Annotated in this window: 17 protein-coding genes, 1 tRNA gene and 1 pseudogene; 5 read left to right on the top strand and 14 right to left on the bottom strand. The window is 70.6% G+C overall.

Annotated elements, in window-relative coordinates; translation table 11 throughout:
* Window positions 1-74: 74 nt before the first annotated feature.
* The 8 genes from N799_RS08135 to murJ form a co-directional block, all read right to left on the bottom strand.
* Window positions 75-1,376: a nucleotide sugar dehydrogenase gene (locus N799_RS08135; RefSeq protein ID WP_036210593.1), complete on the bottom strand. Its 1,302-nt coding sequence runs from the start codon at window positions 1,374-1,376 to the stop codon at window positions 75-77.
* Window positions 1,377-1,387: 11 nt separating this feature from the next.
* Window positions 1,388-1,660 carry a hypothetical protein gene (locus N799_RS15290; protein WP_152597859.1) on the bottom strand — a complete coding sequence of 91 codons (273 nt, stop codon included), beginning with the start codon at window positions 1,658-1,660 and terminating at the stop codon, window positions 1,388-1,390.
* A gap of 45 nt (window positions 1,661-1,705) precedes the next feature.
* Window positions 1,706-1,781: transfer RNA gene (locus N799_RS08130), tRNA-Thr, on the bottom strand.
* Window positions 1,782-1,817: 36 nt separating this feature from the next.
* Entirely contained in the window at window positions 1,818-2,771 is a 954-nt protein-coding gene (gene ispH / locus N799_RS08125; RefSeq protein WP_036210590.1) for a 4-hydroxy-3-methylbut-2-enyl diphosphate reductase, read from the bottom strand.
* Between the two features lie 9 nt (window positions 2,772-2,780).
* On the bottom strand, window positions 2,781-3,293 hold the full coding sequence (lspA, locus tag N799_RS08120) for a signal peptidase II (protein WP_036210588.1): 513 nt from the start codon (window positions 3,291-3,293) through the stop codon (window positions 2,781-2,783).
* Between the two features lies 1 nt (window position 3,294).
* Window positions 3,295-6,120: an isoleucine--tRNA ligase gene (gene ileS, locus N799_RS08115; RefSeq protein ID WP_052101362.1), complete on the bottom strand. Its 2,826-nt coding sequence runs from the start codon at window positions 6,118-6,120 to the stop codon at window positions 3,295-3,297.
* A 62-nt stretch (window positions 6,121-6,182) separates the two neighbouring features.
* On the bottom strand, window positions 6,183-7,148 hold the full coding sequence (locus N799_RS08110) for a bifunctional riboflavin kinase/FAD synthetase (protein ID WP_036210585.1): 966 nt from the start codon (window positions 7,146-7,148) through the stop codon (window positions 6,183-6,185).
* A gap of 65 nt (window positions 7,149-7,213) precedes the next feature.
* Entirely contained in the window at window positions 7,214-8,791 is a 1,578-nt protein-coding gene (murJ, locus tag N799_RS08105; protein WP_338038898.1) for a murein biosynthesis integral membrane protein MurJ, read from the bottom strand.
* A 143-nt stretch (window positions 8,792-8,934) separates the two neighbouring features.
* Between murJ and rpsT the strand changes: the two genes are divergently transcribed.
* Window positions 8,935-9,207 (top strand): 30S ribosomal protein S20, encoded by a 273-nt coding sequence (rpsT, locus tag N799_RS08100; protein ID WP_036210581.1) that lies wholly within the window; start codon window positions 8,935-8,937, stop codon window positions 9,205-9,207.
* 164 nt (window positions 9,208-9,371) lie between these two features.
* Here rpsT and cgtA read toward each other — a convergent pair whose 3' ends face one another.
* The 3 genes from cgtA to rplU all read right to left on the bottom strand — a co-directional run bounded on the left by cgtA (window position 9,372) and on the right by rplU (window position 11,117).
* The gene (cgtA, locus tag N799_RS08095; protein ID WP_036210579.1) at window positions 9,372-10,433 is read right to left on the bottom strand and encodes an Obg family GTPase CgtA; all 1,062 of its coding nucleotides are present in this window, start codon (window positions 10,431-10,433) and stop codon (window positions 9,372-9,374) included.
* Between the two features lie 93 nt (window positions 10,434-10,526).
* Window positions 10,527-10,784 carry a 50S ribosomal protein L27 gene (gene rpmA, locus N799_RS08090; protein WP_036210576.1) on the bottom strand — a complete coding sequence of 86 codons (258 nt, stop codon included), beginning with the start codon at window positions 10,782-10,784 and terminating at the stop codon, window positions 10,527-10,529.
* 12 nt (window positions 10,785-10,796) lie between these two features.
* The gene (rplU, locus tag N799_RS08085; RefSeq protein ID WP_036210574.1) at window positions 10,797-11,117 is read right to left on the bottom strand and encodes a 50S ribosomal protein L21; all 321 of its coding nucleotides are present in this window, start codon (window positions 11,115-11,117) and stop codon (window positions 10,797-10,799) included.
* Between the two features lie 231 nt (window positions 11,118-11,348).
* Here rplU and uvrA point away from each other — a divergent pair, with 231 nt between their 5' ends.
* Both uvrA and N799_RS15285 read left to right on the top strand, forming a co-directional pair.
* The gene (uvrA, locus tag N799_RS08080; protein WP_036210571.1) at window positions 11,349-14,276 is read left to right on the top strand and encodes an excinuclease ABC subunit UvrA; all 2,928 of its coding nucleotides are present in this window, start codon (window positions 11,349-11,351) and stop codon (window positions 14,274-14,276) included.
* A gap of 227 nt (window positions 14,277-14,503) precedes the next feature.
* Entirely contained in the window at window positions 14,504-14,878 is a 375-nt protein-coding gene (locus N799_RS15285; protein ID WP_036210628.1) for an acyl-CoA thioesterase, read from the top strand.
* A 23-nt stretch (window positions 14,879-14,901) separates the two neighbouring features.
* On the opposite strand, the gene N799_RS08070 is transcribed toward N799_RS15285, so the two are convergent.
* A complete protein-coding gene (locus N799_RS08070; RefSeq protein ID WP_036210568.1) occupies window positions 14,902-15,348 on the bottom strand; it encodes a copper chaperone PCu(A)C in 447 nt (148 codons plus the stop codon).
* Window positions 15,349-15,387: 39 nt separating this feature from the next.
* Between N799_RS08070 and N799_RS14390 the strand changes: the two genes are divergently transcribed.
* The gene (locus N799_RS14390) at window positions 15,388-16,938 is read left to right on the top strand and encodes a DUF4139 domain-containing protein (RefSeq protein ID WP_052101359.1); all 1,551 of its coding nucleotides are present in this window, start codon (window positions 15,388-15,390) and stop codon (window positions 16,936-16,938) included.
* The gene (locus N799_RS08055; RefSeq protein WP_036210559.1) at window positions 16,935-17,693 is read left to right on the top strand and encodes an enoyl-CoA hydratase/isomerase family protein; all 759 of its coding nucleotides are present in this window, start codon (window positions 16,935-16,937) and stop codon (window positions 17,691-17,693) included. Before N799_RS14390 ends, N799_RS08055 begins: the two co-directional genes overlap by 4 nt.
* Before the next feature lie 26 nt (window positions 17,694-17,719).
* On the opposite strand, the gene N799_RS08050 is transcribed toward N799_RS08055, so the two are convergent.
* Both N799_RS08050 and N799_RS08045 read right to left on the bottom strand, forming a co-directional pair.
* A complete protein-coding gene (locus N799_RS08050; protein ID WP_036210556.1) occupies window positions 17,720-18,577 on the bottom strand; it encodes a sulfurtransferase in 858 nt (285 codons plus the stop codon).
* Window positions 18,574-19,391, bottom strand: a pseudogene (locus N799_RS08045) (CoA pyrophosphatase). The gene N799_RS08050 and the pseudogene N799_RS08045 overlap by 4 nt, the downstream one beginning before the upstream one ends.
* Between the last annotated feature and the right edge of the window lie 54 nt (window positions 19,392-19,445).

Below are 19,445 nucleotides of genomic sequence, written 5' to 3'. Positions count from 1 at the left end.
AAGACACAAGCGGCTTCAGCCGCGATCGGATAACCGTTCGCCCGCACCGGTTCCTGGTAGCGGCTGAAGCCGCTCTACAGTCGGCCGTCGGCGGCGCCGTCGGACAGCGCCGACTTCACGTCGTAGACCACGCACTCCGGCTTGCCGTAGCCGCGGACCCCTTCGGCACCCTGCTCCAGCAACCGCCGGTGCGGCACCGCGAGGATGACCGCGTCGTACGCGCCACGCGCCGGCGCCTCCACCAGCCGCAGCCCGAGCACCGCGCGCGCCTCGCCGGCATCCGCCCACGGATCATGCACGTCCACCTGCGCGTGCGAGGCCTCCAGCTCGCGGACGATGTCGACCACCCGGGTGTTACGCAGGTCCGGGCAGTCCTCCTTGAAGGTCAGCCCCAGCACCAGCACGCGCGAGCCGACCACGTGGATGCGCTTGCCGGCCATCAGTCGCAGCACCTGGTGCGCGACGTGCAGGCCCATCCGGCTGTTGATGCGCCGCGCGGTCAGGATCAGCTCGGGGTGGTAGCCCAACACCGTCGCCTTGTGGGTCAGGTAGTACGGGTCGACACCGATGCAGTGGCCGCCGACGAGGCCCGGCGTGAACGGCAGGAAGTTCCACTTGGTGCCGGCCGCGGCCAGCACGTCGGCGGTGTCGATCCCCATCGTCTGGAAGATCATCGCCAGTTCGTTGACCAGGGCGATGTTGACGTCTCGCTGGGTGTTCTCGATCACCTTGGCCGCCTCGGCGACGCGGATCGACGGCGCGCGGTGGGTGCCCGCGCTGATGATGGTCCGGTACAGCGCGTCGACGAAGCTCGCCGCTTCCGGCGTCGAGCCGGAGGTGACCTTGGTGATCGTCTCAAGCCGGTGCTCGCGGTCGCCCGGGTTGATCCGCTCGGGGCTGTAGCCACAGGTGAAGTCGCGGTTGAACACCAGCCCCGACGCGGCCTCCAGCACCGGCACGCAGACCTCCTCGGTGGTGCCGGGGTAAACCGTGGACTCGTACACCACCACGTCGCCGCGCTTGAGCACCGCACCGACGGTGCGGCTGGCATGCTCGAGTGGACGCAGGTCCGGGCGGGTCGCCTCGTCGACCGGCGTCGGCACGGTGACGATATGGACGTTGCAGCCGGCCAGCGCCGCGGGATCGGCGGACAGCCGCAAGCGGGTAGCGGCGGAAAGCGCATCGGCACCGGTCTCGCCGGTACGGTCGTGGCCGCGCTGCAGCTCGTCCACGCGCCCGCCGTCGATGTCGAACCCGAGCGTGTCGAAGTGCTGTCCGAACGCGACCGCCAGCGGCAGGCCGACGTACCCGAGCCCGATCACCGCGATGCGGGCGTTGGCGATATCGGGGACGGAAGCGTGGTCGGGGCTGGGCATGCGGCGGGGTCCTAGCGGGGTGGCGTCACTCTAACGGCTCGGCGCACTGCACGCGGCACCCATGTCCCCTTCCGGCGGGCGGGCGGCTGGCCCCGCCCCGCCTCGACCCATCCGTGCAGCGCGTCGGCCGTGGCGTCCAGCCGCGCGCTCATGACGCGGCGCAGCCACGTGCGCACATTGAAGCTTGCGATGGCCGGGTCGTACCGGCACGGCAGCACGCCGCCGAGGGTCGGCACCGGCATGTTGCGGACGCGAGACGGGTTGCGCACGTCGACCACGGTCACCCCACTGCACCAACAAAAAGACCCGCCGAAGCGGGTCCCGTTGTCTGGTGCCGGAGATAGGAATCGAACCTACGACCCCATCATTACGAATGACGTGCTCTACCAACTGAGCTACTCCGGCCAAGGGGCGGAATTCTAGGTGGCGGGCCCGGGTGGGTCAATCGGTGACCAGTTGGACCCGCAGCTCCTTCGGCAGTGCGAAAACCATGTTTTCCGGCTTGCCGTCGAGGTTGCTCACGCTGCCGGCACCGAGCTCACGGAGGCGGTCGACGACGCCACGAACCAGCACCTCGGGCGCCGATGCGCCGGCGGTGATGCCGACCCGGGTGCGACCGGCAACCCAAGCCGGGTCGATCTCGTCGGCGCCGTCGATCAGGTAGGCCGCCACGCCTTCACGTTCGGCCAGCTCACGCAGCCGGTTGGAGTTGGAGCTGTTGACCGAGCCGACCACCAGGATCAGGTCGCAGCGGCCGGCCAACTCGCGCACCGCGTCCTGGCGATTCTGGGTGGCGTAGCAGATGTCGTCGTTCTTGGGCCCCTGGATCGCGGGGAACCGTGCCTTGAGTGCTTCGATGATGCCGCGGGTGTCGTCGACCGAGAGCGTGGTCTGGGTGGTAAACGACAGGTTGTCGGGCTGCTCGACCTGTAGCGTGGCGACGTCGTCGAGGTCCTCGACCAGATAGATCTGTCCGGCGCCGGCCTCACGCTGCCACTGGCCCATCGTGCCCTCCACCTCCGGGTGGCCCTCGTGGCCGATCAGGACCATGTCGCGGCCCGCGCGGCACTGCCGCGAGACCTCCAGATGGACCTTGGTCACCAGCGGGCAGGTGGCGTCGAACACCTTGAGCCCGCGGCGGTCGGCCTCCGCACGCACCGCGCGGGACACGCCGTGGGCACTGAAGATGACGGTGTTGCCGTCGGGCACCTCGTCAAGCTCCTCGACGAAGATCGCGCCGCGCTGCTTGAGGTCGTCAACCACGAACTTGTTATGGACCACCTCGTGGCGCACGTAGATCGGCGCGCCGAGGGTCTCCAGTGCACGGTTGACGATCTCGATCGCACGGTCGACGCCGGCACAGAAGCCGCGGGGGTTGGCGAGGATCAGGTCCATCCGGTGATTTTACTCCCGCGCTGCATCGGGCTTGCGCTCGCCGCTGAACAACCCGTAGGCGGCGATGCCGATCGCGCCGCCGACGATGGCCGCGTCGGCGATGTTGAAGGCTGGCCAGTAGTAGTCGCCGACATACCACTGGATGAAGTCGACCACGTGCCCGTGGACCAGTCGGTCGATGACGTTACCGATGGCGCCGCCGATGACCAACGCGTACGGCAACGCGGTTTTCCAGTCGCGACGTGGCGTGCGCGACAGCCAGTAGCCGAGCAGGCCGCAGATGGCCGCGGCGAGGACCACGAAGAAGTACTTCTGCCAGCCACCGGCGTCGCTGAGGAAGCTGAAGGCGGCTCCGGTGTTGTAAGTGCGGTACCAGTTCCAGAAGCCGTCGATCACCGGGATCGCGGTGTACTCCGGCAGGCGGGTCAGGACCCAGTACTTGGTCAGCTGGTCGAGCGCGATGACCAGGACCGAGACGGCCAGCCAGGCGAGCGCGTTGGGTTTGGGTGCGGGGGGCTTCATGTCAGAACCAGCGGCGGTCTTCGCCGTCACCATCGACGTTGTCGACGCAGCGGCCACAGAGGGTGGGATGGGCTTCGACGGCACCGACGTCGCCGCGGTGCTGCCAGCAGCGGCCGCACTTGGCCTTTTCGGTGCGCGCGGCCGCGACGCGGATGTCGGCCGCCTGCTCATCGGCGACCACGCTGACGTCGCCGCTGATGAACAGGAAGCGCAGCTCGTCGACGATCGGCGCCAGCCAGTTCTGGTCGGCAACCCCGGCGTGCAGCGCGATCTCGGCCTCCAGCGCGGCGCCGATGGTGCCGGCCGCGCGCATCGGCTCAAGCACCTTGCTGACCTGTTCGCGTAGCGCCAGCAGGCGGCGGAAGTCGTCGGCCGACAGCGCGGCGCCGTCCGGCAGCGGCGCCAGGCCCTCGTACCAGGTGGCGAACAGCACGTTGTCCTCGCGCGCGCCCTGCCCGGTCTCCGCCGGCAGGTGGCCCCACATCTCCTCGGCGGTGAAGCTCAGGATCGGCGCGATCCAGCGCACGAACGCCTCGGCGATGCGGTACATCGCGCTCTGCGCCGAGCGCCGGCCGCGCGAGTCCCCGCGCATCGTGTAGAGGCGGTCCTTGGTGACGTCGAGGTAGAGCGAGCCGAGGTCGACGCTGCAGAAATTGGCGAGGATCTGCACCACCTCGCTGAAGTCGTAGCGCTCGTAGGCCGCGGTGATCTTCTGCTGCAGGCCGTGGGCACGGTGCACGATCCAGCGGTCGAGCGCGACCATTGCCGTATCGCCCTCGCCGTCCAGCGGCAGCAGGTGCGCGGCCGGGTCGAAGCCGTGCAGGTTGCCGAGCAGGAAGCGCGCGGTGTTGCGGATGCGGCGGTAGTTGTCGGCGCTGCGCTTGAGGATCTCGTCGGAGACGGTCATCTCGTTGCGGTAGTCGGCCGAGGCGATCCACAGCCGCAGCACGTCGGCGCCCATCGCGTCGACCACCTTCTGCGGGGCGACCACGTTGCCGAGCGACTTGGACATCTTGCGGCCGTCGGCATCGACGGTGAAACCGTGGGTCAGCACCTGCCGGTACGGCGCGACGCCATCCATCGCCACGCCGGTCAGCAGCGAGGACTGGAACCAGCCGCGGTGCTGGTCGGAGCCTTCCAGGTACAGGTCGGCCGGCTTGCGCAGGCCGTCTTCCGGTCGCTGCGCGAGCACGCACTCGTGGGTGACGCCGGAGTCGAACCAGACATCGAGGATGTCGGTGACCTTGTCGTAGTCGGCCGCCTCGTCGCCGAGCAGCGTCGCCGGGTCGAGCGCGTACCAGGCGTCGATGCCGTCGGTCTCGACGAGTTTGGCGACCTCGCCCATCAGCTCGACCGAGCGCGGGTGCGGCTCGTGCGTCGCCTTGTGGACAAACAGCGCGATTGGCACGCCCCAGGTGCGCTGGCGGCTGATGCACCAGTCCGGCCGGCCCTCGACCATGCCGGCGATGCGCGCCTCGCCCCAGTCGGGGAACCACTGCACGTCGCCGATCGCCTTGAGCGCGTCGGCCCGCAGGTCGGCCTTTTCCATCGAGATGAACCACTGCGGCGTGGCGCGGAACGCCACCGGCGTCTTGTGGCGCCAGCAGTGCGGGTAGCTGTGCTCGAGCTTGCTGAAGGCCAGCAGCGCGCCGCCCGCACGCAGGGCATCGACGATGACGTCGTTGGCCTTCCAGATGTGCAGGCCGGCCAGCTCGGTGCCGGCGAGCGCGGGCGTGCCCGGCAGGTAGACACCTCGGGCGTCGACCGGGTTGAGCTGGGCAGCCTCGTAGCGGTCGACCAGGCCATACCGGCGACCGACCGCGAAGTCCTCCTGGCCGTGGCCCGGCGCGGTGTGGACGTTGCCGGTGCCGTCCTCGTCGGACACGTGCTCGCCGAGCAACAGCGGGATGTCGCGGTCGTAGAACGGGTGCCGGACGACGAGGTTCTCCAGCTCGACGCCCTTCGCGCGGCCGTGGACCACGACCTCATCGACGCCGTAGCGCGCCAGCGCCTTCGCGGCCAGCGCCTCTGCCAGCACCAGCCAGCGACGGCCGCCGTCCGCGAGCGCGGGACCTTCGACCAGCACGTAGTCGAGGTCCGCGCCGACGCTGATCGCGACGCTGGCCGGCAGCGTCCACGGCGTGGTGGTCCAGATCGGCACGGCGACCTGCACGTCGTCGGGGGCAACCGCCTCGAACGCGGTCGCGACGTCGCGCGCGGACTTCGCCGGGTAGGCGACGTCGACCGCCGGCGATACCTTGTCGGCGTACTCGATCTCGGCCTCGGCCAGCGCCGAGCCGCAGTCGAAGCACCAGTGCACGGGCTTGGCGCCGCGCACGAGGTGGCCGCGCGCGATGATCTTCGCCAGCGAGCGCAGCATGTCCGCCTCGAAGCGGAAATCCATCGAGCGGTACGGGTTGTCCCAGTCGCCCAGCACGCCCAGGCGCTTGAAGTCGCGGCGCTGCAGGTCGATCTGCTCGGCGGCGTACTCGCGGCACTTCTGGCGGAACTGGGCGGCGTCGAGTTTCGTCCCGACCTTGCCGTACTTCTTCTCGATCGCGATCTCGATCGGCAGGCCGTGGCAGTCCCAGCCCGGCACGTACGGTGCATCGAAGCCGGCCAGCAGGCGCGACTTGACCACGATGTCCTTGAGCACCTTGTTGACCGCGTGGCCGATGTGGATCGCGCCGTTGGCGTACGGCGGGCCGTCGTGCAGGACGAAGCTGCGCTCGCGGCCCCTCACCTTCTCGCGGACGCGCTGGTACAGGCGCTGCTCCTCCCAGCGCGCCAGCGTCACCGGCTCGCGCTTGGGCAGGTCGCCGCGCATCGGGAAATCGGTCGCCGGCAGGTGCAGGGTCGACTTGTACGGGTTGTCGCTGGTCTTCTCGCTCACGCGCGGGCTCTTGTGGGGTCTTGCAGGAGGATGGTGCGGGCCTGTTCGGCGTCGCGGTGCATCTGCGCGACCAGGGTCGGCAGGTCATCGAACTTTTCCTCGTCGCGCAGGTGGGCGACGAACTCGACCTCGATCCGCCGACCGTACAGGTCGCCGTCGAAATCGAACAGATGGGTTTCAAGCAGCAGTTCGGTACCGTCCACGGTCGGGCGGGTGCCCAGGCTGGAGACACCCGACAGCGGCGCGCCGCCGAGGCCATGCACGCGGACGGCGTGGATGCCGGCCAGCGGCGGCGCCTTGCCATGGAAGCGCAGGTTGGCGGTCGGGAAGCCGAGGGTACGGCCAAGCCGGGCGCCGCGGGCCACGCGCCCGCCAATGGCGAACGGCCGGCCCAGCATACGCGCGGCGGCGTCGAAGTCGCCCGCCCCCAGCGCCGCCCGGATGCGGGTGCTGGATACGCGCTCGCCATCAAGCAGGACCGGTTCGATCTGGTGGGCGGTGAAGCCCTGGCCGGTGTCCGCCAGCTCCCGTCCGATGGCCTGCAGCAATGCAAGATCGCCCACTCGGCCCTTGCCGAAGCGAAACTCGGGACCGACCCAGACCTCGCGCACACCGAGGTGGCCGACCAGCACGTCGCGCACGAAGTCGGCCGCCGTCATCGACGCCATCCGCGCATCGAACCGCAGCAGTCCGACCTTGTCGGCGCCCAGCGCCAGCAGCCCCTCGGCCTTGGCACGCGGCGACAGCAGCCGTGGGGGCGGGTTGCCGGGCGCGAAGAACTCGCGCGGCAGCGGCTCGAAGCTGAGCGCGACCGCCGGTACGCCGAGCGTGCGCGCGCGTTCGACCGCGCGGCGCACCAGCGCCCGATGCCCCAGGTGGAGGCCGTCGAAGGCGCCGATGCAGACCACACTGCCGTGCGGGCACCGGCGCCCGCCGTCGACGTCTCGAAACAGCCTGCTCATCGCTTGAAGTATAGCGGGCACGCCGGTTTGGCCGGGCCCGTGGCCGGCCTCTCGACCCGTGCCGCTCAATGCCGCAGGTGGCGCGGCCGCAGCCCCAGCGCGACCAGCACCAGGCCGTAGGCGCCCGCACCGGCCCCCACCACCGCCATCAGCCACGCCCAGCGCCACAGCCCGGGCATCGCGGTCCAGTCACCGACCCACTCGCGCAGGCCGACCACCACCGCCGCCATCACCAGCAGGCCGGCCACGATCCGCCCCAGCCAGCGCCCCCAGCCCGGCTGCGACAGGTAGATCCCGTCGCGCCGCAGGTAGCGCCACAGCAGCCCGGCGTTGAGGATGCCGGCCAGCGCAGTCGCCGCCGCGATGCCGGCATGTGCGTACGGCAGCCCGGCGTAGTACATCGGCGTGACCAGCGCGACCGTCAGCACCACGTTGGCGACCACCGTCAGCACCGCGGCCCGCATCGGTGTGCGCGTGTCCTGCCGCGAGTAGAACGCCGGCAGCAGCACCTTGCTGAGCATGAAGGCCGGGATGCCGACGCCCATCGCGGTCAGCGCGTAACCGACCATCCGGGTGTCCTCCCCGGTGAACTCCCCGTAGCGGAACAGCGAGGCGGTCAGCGGCTCGGCCAGCAGGCACAGGCCGAGCGCGGCGGGCAGTCCGATCAGCAGCACCATCCGCAGGCCCCAGTCGAGCGAGCGCGAGTAGCCGGTGGCGTCGGCATCGGCGTGCAGGCGCGACAGCTGCGGCAGGATCACCGTGCCGATGGCGACCCCGAACAGCCCCAGCGGCAGCTCGACCAGCCGGTCCGAGTAGTACAGCCACGACTGCGCCGCCGGCACCAGCAGCGAGGCGAACACGGTGCCGACCAGCAGGTTCACCTGCGACACCGAGGACGAGAAGATCGTCGGCAGCATCAGCGTCATCACCCGCCGCACGCCCGGATGGCGCAGGTTGAAGCGGAACCTGGGCCGCAACCCGAGCCGCCCCATCGCCGGCCACAGCACCAGCATCTGCAGCACGCCGGCGGCCAGCACGCCCCAGGCCAGCGCCTTCTCGGGCACGTCGAGCGCGCCGGCCAGCAAAAGCATCGCCGCGATCAGGGTCAGGTTGTGCAGCACCGGCGTCAGCGCCGGCAGGCCGAACTGCCGGAAGCTGTTGAGCACCGCCCCTGCCAGCGCGGTCATCGACACGAACGTCAGGTACGGGAAGGTGATCCGCAGCATCTCCGCCGCCAGCGGCACGGTCTCGGTACCGGCCGGCGCGAACGCCAGGAACAGCCGCGCGACCCACGGCGCCAGCAGCATGCCCAGCGCGCTGACCATCACGACCACCGCCAGCAGCGCACCGGCGACGTGGTCGAGGAAGTCCTGCATCGCCCGCTCGTCGCCCTTCTGCTTCAGCTCCGACAGCAGCGGCACGAACGCCGAGGAGAACGAGCCCTCGGCGAATATCCGGCGCAGGTAGTTGGGAATCCGGTAGGCCACCACGAACGCGCTGACCGCCGGCCCGGCACCGAACATCGACGCCTGCAGCCAGTCGCGCAGGTAGCCGGCGATGCGCGACAGGAAGGTCATCGCGCTGAACACCGCGGTGGAGCGCAGCATGCCGGCCTGGCGGGCCTTGGAGGGGGTTGGGCTCACGCTGAATCCCGAGCGGGCCGGTTGTTGACGCAAACCATTGAATCCCCCATAATTTCCTGTCTATTCGACGCTCGGCCGGGCACCAGACCAGTCCGCCAGCATAAATCTTTCCAGCTCCAACCTACATATCTCAGGAATACGCCGTGGCAAACATCAAGTCCGCCAAGAAGCGCGCCAAGCAGGCTGTCGTGCGCAATGCCCGTAACGCCAGCCAGCGTTCGATGCTGCGCACCGCCGTGAAGAAGGTGCTCAAGGCCCTGGGCGAGAACGACGCCGCCGGCGCCGAGAACGCCTTCAAGGTCGCCCAGCCGATCCTCGACCGCTTCAGCTCGCGCGGCCTGATCCACAAGAACAAGGCCGCCCGCCACAAGAGCCGCCTGACCGCCCGCATCAAGGCGATCAAGGCCGCCGCCTGAGGCGAGCGACCGGGTCGCCCGGCCCTGCCGGCTGACCCGCAGCGATAAAAAACCCGGCTCCGGCCGGGTTTTTTTCGTGTCCGTAGTTCCAACCGCCGGCCGCACCCCTGATTGATGCCAAGCGCTACCGACCGGACGGACGAACCCCGGCCGACGATTACCGCCTAAGCGTCGCCGCGGGCGTGCGCTTCCATCGCCGCGTCCTCGCGCTGGCGGTCGAAGAACGCCATCACGTCGAGCATGATCGGCCAAGTGCCCTCGCGACCGATCGCCGACACGAGGTACCAGCGGTCCTTCCAGCCGAGCTCGTCGACGATCGCCTGCGCGAACGCCTGGCGCTCGTCCTCCGGCAGCAGGTCGGCCTTGTTGAGCACCAGCCAGCGCGGCTTGTCGAGCAGTTCGGGATCGTGCTTCTCCAGCTCGCGCTCGATCGCGCGGACCTGCTCGGCCGGGCTGATGCCCTCCACCCCGCCCGCCATCGGGTTGATGTCGACCAGGTGCAGCAGCAGCCGGGTGCGTTGCAGGTGCCGCAGGAACTGCGCACCCAGCCCGGCACCGTCCGCCGCGCCCTCGATCAGGCCCGGGATGTCGGCGATCACGAAGCTGCGGTACTGCTCGACGCTGACCACGCCGAGGTTCGGGTAGAGCGTGGTGAACGGGTAGTCCGCCACTTTCGGCGTCGCCGCCGAAACCGCGCGGATCAGCGTGCTCTTGCCGGCATTGGGGAAGCCCAGCAGGCCGACGTCGGCCAGCAGCTTCAGCTCCAGCCGCAGCTCGCGCTCCTCGCCGGGCAGGCCCGGCAGCGCCTTGCGCGGCGTGCGATTGGTCGAGCTCTTGAAGTGCATGTTGCCGAGCCCGCCCTTGCCGCCCTTGGCCACCAGCAGGCGGTCACCGTGGCCGGTCATGTCGCCGATCACCTCGTCGGTCTCGACGTTGGTGACGACGGTGCCGACCGGCACGGTGATGACCAGGTCGTCGCCGCCCTTGCCGTACATCTGCCGGCCCATGCCGTTCTGCCCACGCTGGGCGCGGAACTGGCGCTGGTGGCGGAAGTCGACCAGGGTGTTGAGGTTCTCGTCGGCGACCAGCCAGACGCTGCCGCCGTCGCCACCATCGCCGCCATCGGGGCCACCCAGCGGGATGAACTTCTCGCGCCGGAAGCCGACGCAACCGTTGCCGCCGTTGCCTGCGCTGACCTGGATTTCGGCTTCGTCTACGAGCTTCATGGGCTGATGGTATCGGTAGGGTGTTCGGGGAGCGTCATGCGGAAACGAAAAGCCCCGCCGAAGCGGGGCCCTCGTGACCGCGGGTCGTCGCGATCAACCGGCGACGACGCTGACGGTGCGGCGCTTCTTCGGGCCCTTGGTCGTGAACTCGACCTTGCCGTCGACCAGCGCGAACAGGGTGTGGTCGCGGCCGAGGCCGACGCCGCTGCCCGGGTGGAACTGGGTGCCACGCTGGCGGACGATGATGTTGCCAGCCTCGATGGCCTGGCCGCCGTACATCTTCACGCCGAGGTACTTCGGGTTGGAGTCGCGGCCGTTGCGAGTGGAACCACCAGCCTTTTTGTGTGCCATGACTGCTTCTCCTTACTTCTTGTCGCCACCGGCGATGCCGGTGATCTCGATTTCGGTGTAGTGCTGACGGTGACCCATCTGCTTGCGGTGGTGCTTGCGGCGACGGAACTTGACGATGCGGATCTTGTCCGCGCGGCCGTGGCCGACCACCTTGGCGGTGACCGAGGCGCCCTTGAGCGCGTCGCCGAGCTTCACGCCCTCGCCGTCGCCCAGCATCAGGACGTTGTCGAGCTTGATCTCGCTGCCGGCTTCGGCATCGAGCAGCTCGACGCGCAGGGTCTCGCCCTGCATGACGCGGTACTGCTTACCGCCGGTGACAACAACTGCGTACATGACCGGATTCCTCTGTAGTTATTTTGGTCGCTGGCTGCCGTCGAGGGCAGACAGAAGCGGAATTGTATGGGTTTCAGCGGGTTGGAGCAACTGCCCGGGGCCACGCGAACCGGGGTCTCCGGCGGGCCGCGGCCTTCCGTTCAGTCGATTTGCCCCCATATACCCCGGCCGATACGCTCATCTGCTGTCCGTCGCCCGGCGACGGCCACCCTCCCCCCTTGCAGGCCCCCGATGGCGATGGATTTCATCCGCATCCGCGGTGCGCGGACGCACAACCTCAAGAACATCGATCTCGACCTGCCGCGCGACAAGCTGATCGTGATCACCGGCCTGTCCGGCTCGGGCAAGTCGTCGCTGGCGTTCGACACGATCTACGCCGAAGGCCAGCGCCGCTACGTCGAGTCGCTGTCGGCCTACGCGCGGCAGTTCCTGTCGGTGATGGAGAAACCCGACCTCGACCACATCGAGGGCCTGAGCCCGGCGATCTCGATCGAGCAGAAGTCGACCTCGCACAACCCGCGCTCGACCGTCGGCACGATCACCGAGATCTACGACTACCTGCGCCTGCTGTACGCCCGCGTCGGCACCCCGCGCTGCCCGGACCACGGCTACCCGCTGGAGGCGCAGACGGTCAGCCAGATGGTCGACCAGGTGATTGCGCTTGCCGACAAACCCGAGACCGCCGAGCAGCGCTGGATGCTGCTGGCGCCGGTGATCCGCGAGCGCAAGGGCGAGCATGCGCAGGTGTTCGAGCAACTGCGGGCGCAGGGCTTCGTGCGCGTGCGGGTCGACGGCGAGCTGCACGAGATCGATGCGGTGCCGCCGCTGGCGCTGCGCCAGAAGCACACGATCGAGGCGGTGATCGACCGCTTCCGCCCGCGCGCTGACATGAAGCAGCGGCTGGCCGAATCGTTCGAGACCGCGCTCAAGCTCGGCGACGGCATGGCCCAGGTGATGTCGCTGGACGACCCGGCCGCGGCGCCGCTGCTGTTCTCCTCGCGCTACAGCTGCCCGGTGTGCGACTACTCGCTGGGCGAGCTGGAACCGCGGCTGTTCTCGTTCAACGCCCCGGCCGGCGCCTGCCCGACCTGCGACGGCCTCGGCGTGGCCCAGTTCTTCGACCCGGCCCGGGTGGTCGTGCACCCCGAGCTGGCCCTGTCGGCCGGCGCGGTGCGCGGCTGGGACCGCCGCAACGCCTACTACTTCCAGCTGATCCAGTCGCTGGCCAAGCACTACCGGTTCGACGTCGACGCGCCGTGGCAGCAGCTGCCCGACGACGTGCGCCAGGCGGTGCTGTTCGGCAGCGGCGACGAGGTGATCGCGTTCTCCTACCTCAGCGACGGCGGCACCCGCCACCAGCGCAAGCACCGGTTCGAGGGCATCGTCCCGAACCTGGAGCGGCGCTACCGCGAGACCGAGTCCTCGGCGGTGCGCGAGGAGCTGAGCAAGTACATCAGCGAGCGCCCGTGCACCGACTGCGGCGGCGCCCGGCTCAACCGCGCCGCGCGCAACGTGTTCGTCGCCGACCGGCCGATGACCGACATCGTGGTGCTGCCGATCGACGAAGCGCTGCGGTTCTTCCAGCACATACACCTGCCGGGCTGGCGCGGCGAGATCGCGACCCGGATCGTCAAGGAGATCGCCGACCGGCTGCGCTTCCTGGTCGACGTCGGCCTCGACTACCTGACGCTGGAGCGCAAGGCCGACTCGCTGTCCGGCGGCGAGGCACAGCGCATCCGCCTGGCCAGCCAGATCGGCGCCGGACTGGTCGGCGTGATGTACGTGCTCGACGAACCATCGATCGGCCTGCACCAGCGCGACAACGAGCGGCTGCTCGGCACCCTGGTGCGGCTGCGCGATCTCGGCAACACGGTGATCGTGGTCGAGCACGACGAGGACGCGATCCGCCTGGCCGACCACATCGTCGACATCGGCCCCGGCGCGGGCGTGCACGGTGGCGAGGTGATCGCCCAGGGCACGTACGCCGACGTGCTGGCGGCGCCGCACTCGCTGACCGGCCAGTACCTGAGCGGCGCCCGGCGGATCGAGGTGCCGGCCCGGCGGCACGAGCCCAAGGCCGACATGACGCTGCACCTGCGCGGCGCCAGCGGCCACAACCTCAAGGACGTCGACCTCGACATCCCGGCCGGCCTGCTCACCTGCGTCACCGGCGTGTCGGGCTCGGGCAAGTCGACGCTTATCAACGACACCCTGTACGCGCTGTGCGCCAACGAGCTCAACGGCGCGTCGCGGCCGGTGGCACCGTACCGCTCGGTCGCCAACCTCGACCTGTTCGACAAGGTGGTCGACATCGACCAGTCACCGATCGGCCGCACGCCGCGCAGCAACCCGGCCACCTACACCGGCCTGTTCACGCCGCTTCGGGAGCTGTTCGCGCAGGTGCCGGAGGCCCGCGCGCGTGGCTACGCCGCCGGCCGCTTCAGCTTCAACGTGCGCGGCGGCCGCTGCGAGGCCTGCCAGGGCGACGGCCTGATCAAGGTCGAGATGCACTTCCTGCCGGACGTGTACGTGCCGTGCGACGTCTGCGGCGGCAAGCGCTACAACCGCGAGACGCTGGAGATCCTCTACAAGGGCTACAACATCAACGACGTGCTGGAGATGACCGTCGAGGATGCGCTGGAGCTGTTCGAGAACATCCCGTCGATCGGGCGCAAGCTGGAGACGCTGGTGGACGTCGGCCTGAGTTACATCAAGCTCGGTCAGTCGGCGACCACGCTGTCGGGCGGCGAGGCCCAGCGCGTCAAGCTGTCGAAGGAACTCTCGCGCCGCGACACCGGCCGCACGCTGTACATCCTCGACGAACCGACCACCGGCCTGCACTTCCACGACATCGAGCACCTGCTCGGCGTGCTGCACCGCCTGCGCGACGACGGCAACACGGTGGTGGTGATCGAGCACAACCTCGACGTGATCAAGACCGCCGACTGGATCGTCGACCTCGGCCCCGAAGGCGGCCACCGGGGCGGTACCATCCTTGCCACCGGCACGCCCGAACACGTCGCCTCGCTCGAACACTCCTACACCGGCCGCTTCCTGGCGCCGCTGCTGGAGCGGGCGAAGGCCGGACCGGACGCCGCCGATCCACCGGCCAAGAAACGCGCCGCACGAAGCACCAGCAGGAAGAAACCCGCCGCATGAGCGACACCGACGCCAACGACCGGACCGACACCCCGGAAGCGACCAAGCCGGCCAAGAAAGCGGCGCGCCGCAAGGCCCCGGCGCGCAAGAAGGCGACCAAGTCCGTGGGCGACAAGCCTGCGCCGGCGAAGGCAGACGCGCCGACGGCAGGCCGCGCCGGGAACGTCGCCGAACCGGCGAGCACGGAAGCCGCGCGCCCCGCCCCCACCAGCCTGATCCGCATCCCGATGCCGGTGCGCTGGCGCGACCTGGACGCGTTCAACCACGTCAACAACTCCAAGTACCTGAGCTACCTGGAGGAAGCGCGCCTGCACTGGATGCTGACCGTGCCCGGCATGGGCATGGACGACCACGTCGCGCCGGTGGTCGCCGCCGCCCAGCTCAACTACCGACGGCCGATCACCTGGCCGGCGCAGGTGGTGATCGAACTGTTCGTCGAGCGACTGGGCAACACCAGCCTCACCGTCGGCCACCGCATCGTCGATGCCGACGACGCCGGCGTGCTGTTCTGCGACGGCCATGTGGTGATGGTGTGGATCGACCGCGACAGCGGCGCCGCCGCCGCGCTGCCGGAAGCCGTGCGCGAGGCCTGTTCGGCGTAGCGTCCGGTCAGTGGCGTCCGGCTTCAGCCGCCGGGGCCGCGCACTTCGAAACTGCCGCGCAGCACGCCGCCACCCTCGAGCAGGAACTCGACCTCGACCGTCGCGCCCGGCGCCAACGCGCCGACCGGCTGCATCAGCATCAGGTGCAGGCCGCCCGGCGCCAGCACCGCCTCCCCGCCCGCCTCGAGCTCCAGCGCCGGCACAGCGCGCATCCGGCTGACGCCGTCGACGATGCGGGTTTCGTGCAGGCTGGCGTCGCCGAACCGCGTGCTGCGGACGCCGGTGATGGTCACCGGCGCATCGCAGTCGTTGGATATGCGGCCGAAGCCCGCCAGCATCGGCATCTCCACCGGCGGCATGCGCAGCCAGCCTTCGCGGACGGTCGGTGCGCAATCGCGGGCACAGGCCGGCAGGGCGGCCGATGCGGCAAGCACGGCGAGGAGCACGGCGGGAGCACTGATCCTGTTCATGCGCCTATGATACGGGCAGGCCGAAAACCGGAGTCCACGATGCACCGTTCGCTGTCGTTGCTTGCCGTCGCCTGCGCCCTGGCCGGCTGTTCGTCCGAGGCCCCGGCCCCCGCGCGCGACGCCGCCGCCCCCGCCGCGACCCCGGTCCCGGCCCCGCGCGGCGACAGCGACGAGCCCACGGGCACCACCCGGCTGACCGTCTACAGCGGCGATTACGCGGCACTGGCCGGCGTCGACATCGCCCAGCCCGGCATGCCCGGCTACGCGCTGGTCGAGCGGCCGCTGCACTACTCGCTCAAGGAAGGCCTGAACACGGTCTCCGCCACCGGCGTACCACCGGCGATCGATGCCGAGGCGGCGGTGCTGCGGGCGCAGTCGGCCGGCGTCACGGTCGAGTCGCAGCGCTACGTCGCCCCGCTCACCGGCAGCGGCGACGTCACCGCGCAGGTGATCGGCCAGCGGGTCACGGTCGAGCACACCGCCGGCGGTGCCAAGCAGACCGACACCGGCACGCTGGTGGCGGCAGGCGAAGGCCTGACCCTCGCGCTGCCCGACGGTCGCATCAAGGTCATCCGCGAGTACGACAGCTTCAGCGTGATCGACGGCACCCGGCTGCTGCCGCAGCACGCCGAACTGCAGTGGACCGTGCGGGCCGGCAGCGGCGGCGACGCCGACTTCGTGCTGAGCTACCCGATGGGCGGGCTGGCGTGGCGCGCCGAATACCTCGCGACGATCGCCGAAGGCGAAGGCTGCCGGCTGTCGCTCGATGGCGCGGCGATGGTCGCCAACCGCGCCGGCGTGACCTTCTCCGATGCCAGCCTGACGCTGGTCGCGGGCGAGCCCAACCGGGTCCAGCCCGAGCGCCGCTACATGGCCCGCGGCTACGCCCAGGACGCGGTCGCCGCGGCGCCCGCGCCGGAGATGGCGGTTCGCCGCGGGTCCGGCGAGTACCACGCCTACGACGTGCCGGGCACCACCGCCGTGCGCGCCGGCTCGACCGAGCGCGTGCCGCTGTTCGCCCGCGTCGACGGGGTCGCCTGCGAGCGCGCCTACGTGGTCGACGCCGGCGGCCCGGACTGGGAACCGCCGCGGCCGCTGCTCGACCCCGGATTCCGCGGCGAGACCGGCGACCTGCCGGTCACCGCCGCGGTGTCGATCCAGAACACCGAGGAGGCCGGGCTCGGCCAGCCACTCCCCGCCGGCCGCGCGCGCGTCCAGGAAGGCGGCGAGTTCCTCGGCGAGTCCACGCTCGGCCACACGCCCGCGGGCGCCGAGCTGCGGTTCGAGGTCGGCACCGCGTTCGACCTCACCGCACGGCGCGAGGCCACCGGTTTCAACGTCGACCGCGGCGGCCGCACGATCACCGAGTCGTTCGCGATCACCCTCGCCAACGCGAAGGACACCGACGCCACCATCAACGTGGTCGAGCCGCTGCCGCGCTGGAGCGACTGGGAGGTGGTGTCCAGCAGTGTCCCGGCCGAACGCCGCGACGCGCGCCATGCCGAGTTCACCGTGGCGGTACCGGCCGGCGGCGAGACCCGCCTGACCTACACCGTCCGTTACCGCTGGCCGGAGGGCGTGACCCCGTGAGCCAGGTCGAGGTCATCACCCACGGCGCGATCGTCGAGTTGCGGCTCGCGCGCGCGCCGGTCAACGCGCTGGACCCCGAACTCTGCCGCGAGCTGCGCGCCGCGGTCGACGCGGCGGTGGTGGCCGAGGCCGGTGGCATCGTGCTGTCGGGCGGAGCGAAGGTGTTCTCCGCCGGGCTGGACGTGCCGTACCTGATGGGCCTGGGCGACGACCGCGAGGCGCTCACCGCCGCGTGGCAGGCGTTCTTCGCCGCCGCGCGGGCACTCGCCGCCTGCCCGGTGCCGGTCGCCGCTGCGATCACCGGCCACGCGCCGGCGGGTGGTTGCGTCCTCGCCCTGTGCTGCGACTACCGGGTGATGGCCGCCGGCGACTTCCGCATCGGCCTCAACGAGACCCAGGTCGGCCTGGTCGCGCCCGAGGGAATCCAGCGGCTGATGCGCCGCGCGGTGGGCGTGGCCCGCGCCGAGCGGCTGCTGGTCGCCGGCGAGCTGGTCGAGTCCGAACGCGCCGCCCGGATCGGCCTGGTCGACGAACTGGCCGCGACCGAGGACGTCGCCACGCGCGCCCGCGAGTGGCTGCAGCAGTTGCTGGCCTTGCCCCGCGAGGCAATGCTCCAGACCCGACGGATCGCCCGCGCCGACCTGGTGGAGGCACTCAAGCCCGAGCACATCGAGATGGAGCGCTTCGTCGAGGCCTGGTACGGCGAAGGCACGCAGGCGGCGTTGCGCGCGGTGCTGGCGCGGCTGGGGAAGTAAGCGAAGCCCAGAAGTCCGGGGCCGCGTTATGCGCCGGTCGCCACCGGCCGCGCGGGGTCTTCCAGCCACCCGCTCCACGAGCCGGTGAACAGCTTCGCGCCCGGCAGGCCGGCGTGCTCCATCGCCAGCAGGTGGTGGCAGGCGGTGACACCGGAGCCGCACATCACCGCGACGTCGCCGGCGTCACGGCCATCCAGCAGCTCTCCGAACTCACGCGCCAGCACCCCGGCCGGCTTGAACCGGCCGTCCTGCAGGTTGTCGGCATACGGCCGGTTGACGGCGCCCGGCACGTGCCCGGCGGCACGGTCCAGCGGCTCGACCTCGCCGCGGAAGCGTTCGCCCGCACGCGCATCGACCAGCATGCCGCCGCCGTCGAGGTGGGCCTGCACGCCTTCGGCATCGAGCAGGCGCGCGCGGTCGAAACCGGCGTCGTACTCCGCGCGGGCCGGCACCGGCACGTCGGTCTGCACCGCGCCGCCGCGTTCCGTCCACGCCTTCCAGCCACCGTCCAGCACCGCCACGTCGCGGTGTCCGAGCGCGCGCAGCAGGAACCACGCCCGCGCCGCGGCCAGCGCACCATCGCCGGCGTCGTAGACCACCACCTGGTGCGACGGGGTGATACCCCAGCGTCCCAGCCGGGCGGTGAAGTCGTCGGCGCCGGGCCAGGGGTGGCGACCGCCCGTGCGGGCATGGTCGGACAGGTCGCGATCGAGGTCGGCGAAGCGGGCTCCGGGGACGTGGCCCTCGCGGTACCACGCCTCGCCGGCGCTGCGGTCGGCCAGCGAGACACGGGCGTCGAGCACCACCAGGTCGTCGCGCCCGAGCGCCGCCGCCAGCGCGTCGACGTCGACCAGGGTCTGCCACCGCTCGGCGGAATCATTCATCGCACGTCCTCCAGTCGTTGCCGCAGGTTCCACAGGATCGAGGCGGTCGCGCCCCAGATGCGTTGCGCCGGGTAGCGGAACTCCAGCACCTGCCGGGTCCGCCCCTTGTACTCCACTTGCCGTCGCTCGAGGTTGCCGGGGTCGAGCAGGAATGCCAACGGCACCTCGAACACCTCCGCCACCTCGCGCGGGTCGGGCCGGGCGACGTAGTCCGGGTCGATCGCGGCGACCACCGGCAGCACGCGGAAGCCGGTGATCGTCAGCAGCGGGTCGAGCAGCCCGACCGGATGGATCGACGGGGCGCCGACGCCGATCTCCTCGCGGGTTTCGCGCAGCGCCGCGGCGATCGCATCGACATCGTCCGGTTCGACCCGGCCACCGGGGAAGCTGACCTGCCCGGCATGGTGGCGCAGGTCCTCGGTGCGGCGGGTCAGCACCACGCCGGTGCCGTGGTCGCGCGCGACCAGGCCGACCAGCACCGCGGCGTCGGCCAGCTCCACCTCCGGGTGCAGGAGGTCGGCGAGCTCGTCGCGGTTCCAGCCATCGGCGACGACGGGGGCGTCCAGCGGACGCAGGGCCGACCGCAGCCGGGCGAACTCGCGCAGCGCACCGGCGGCGCCGAAGACGCTCACGTCCGGGTCGCCTCCCGTGCCGGCAGCACCTCTTCCATCATCCGCAGGCGCTCGGCGTCCCCCATCCCCGACCAGCGCGCGACCTCGTCGCCGGTGCGGTGGCAGCCCTCGCACAGGCCCTGCGCGTCGAGCACGCAGACGCCGATGCAGGGCGTGAGGACGGCGGGCAGGAAGGTGGTCATCGGGCATCCATCGGTCGCGGCCCGCGCGCGGGTCCACAAAAACAATGCGCCGAC

It is taken from the genome of Lysobacter arseniciresistens ZS79 (assembly GCF_000768335.1).
GTDB lineage: Bacteria > Pseudomonadota > Gammaproteobacteria > Xanthomonadales > Xanthomonadaceae > Novilysobacter > Novilysobacter arseniciresistens.
This window is presented reverse-complemented; position numbering and strand designations above follow the sequence as displayed.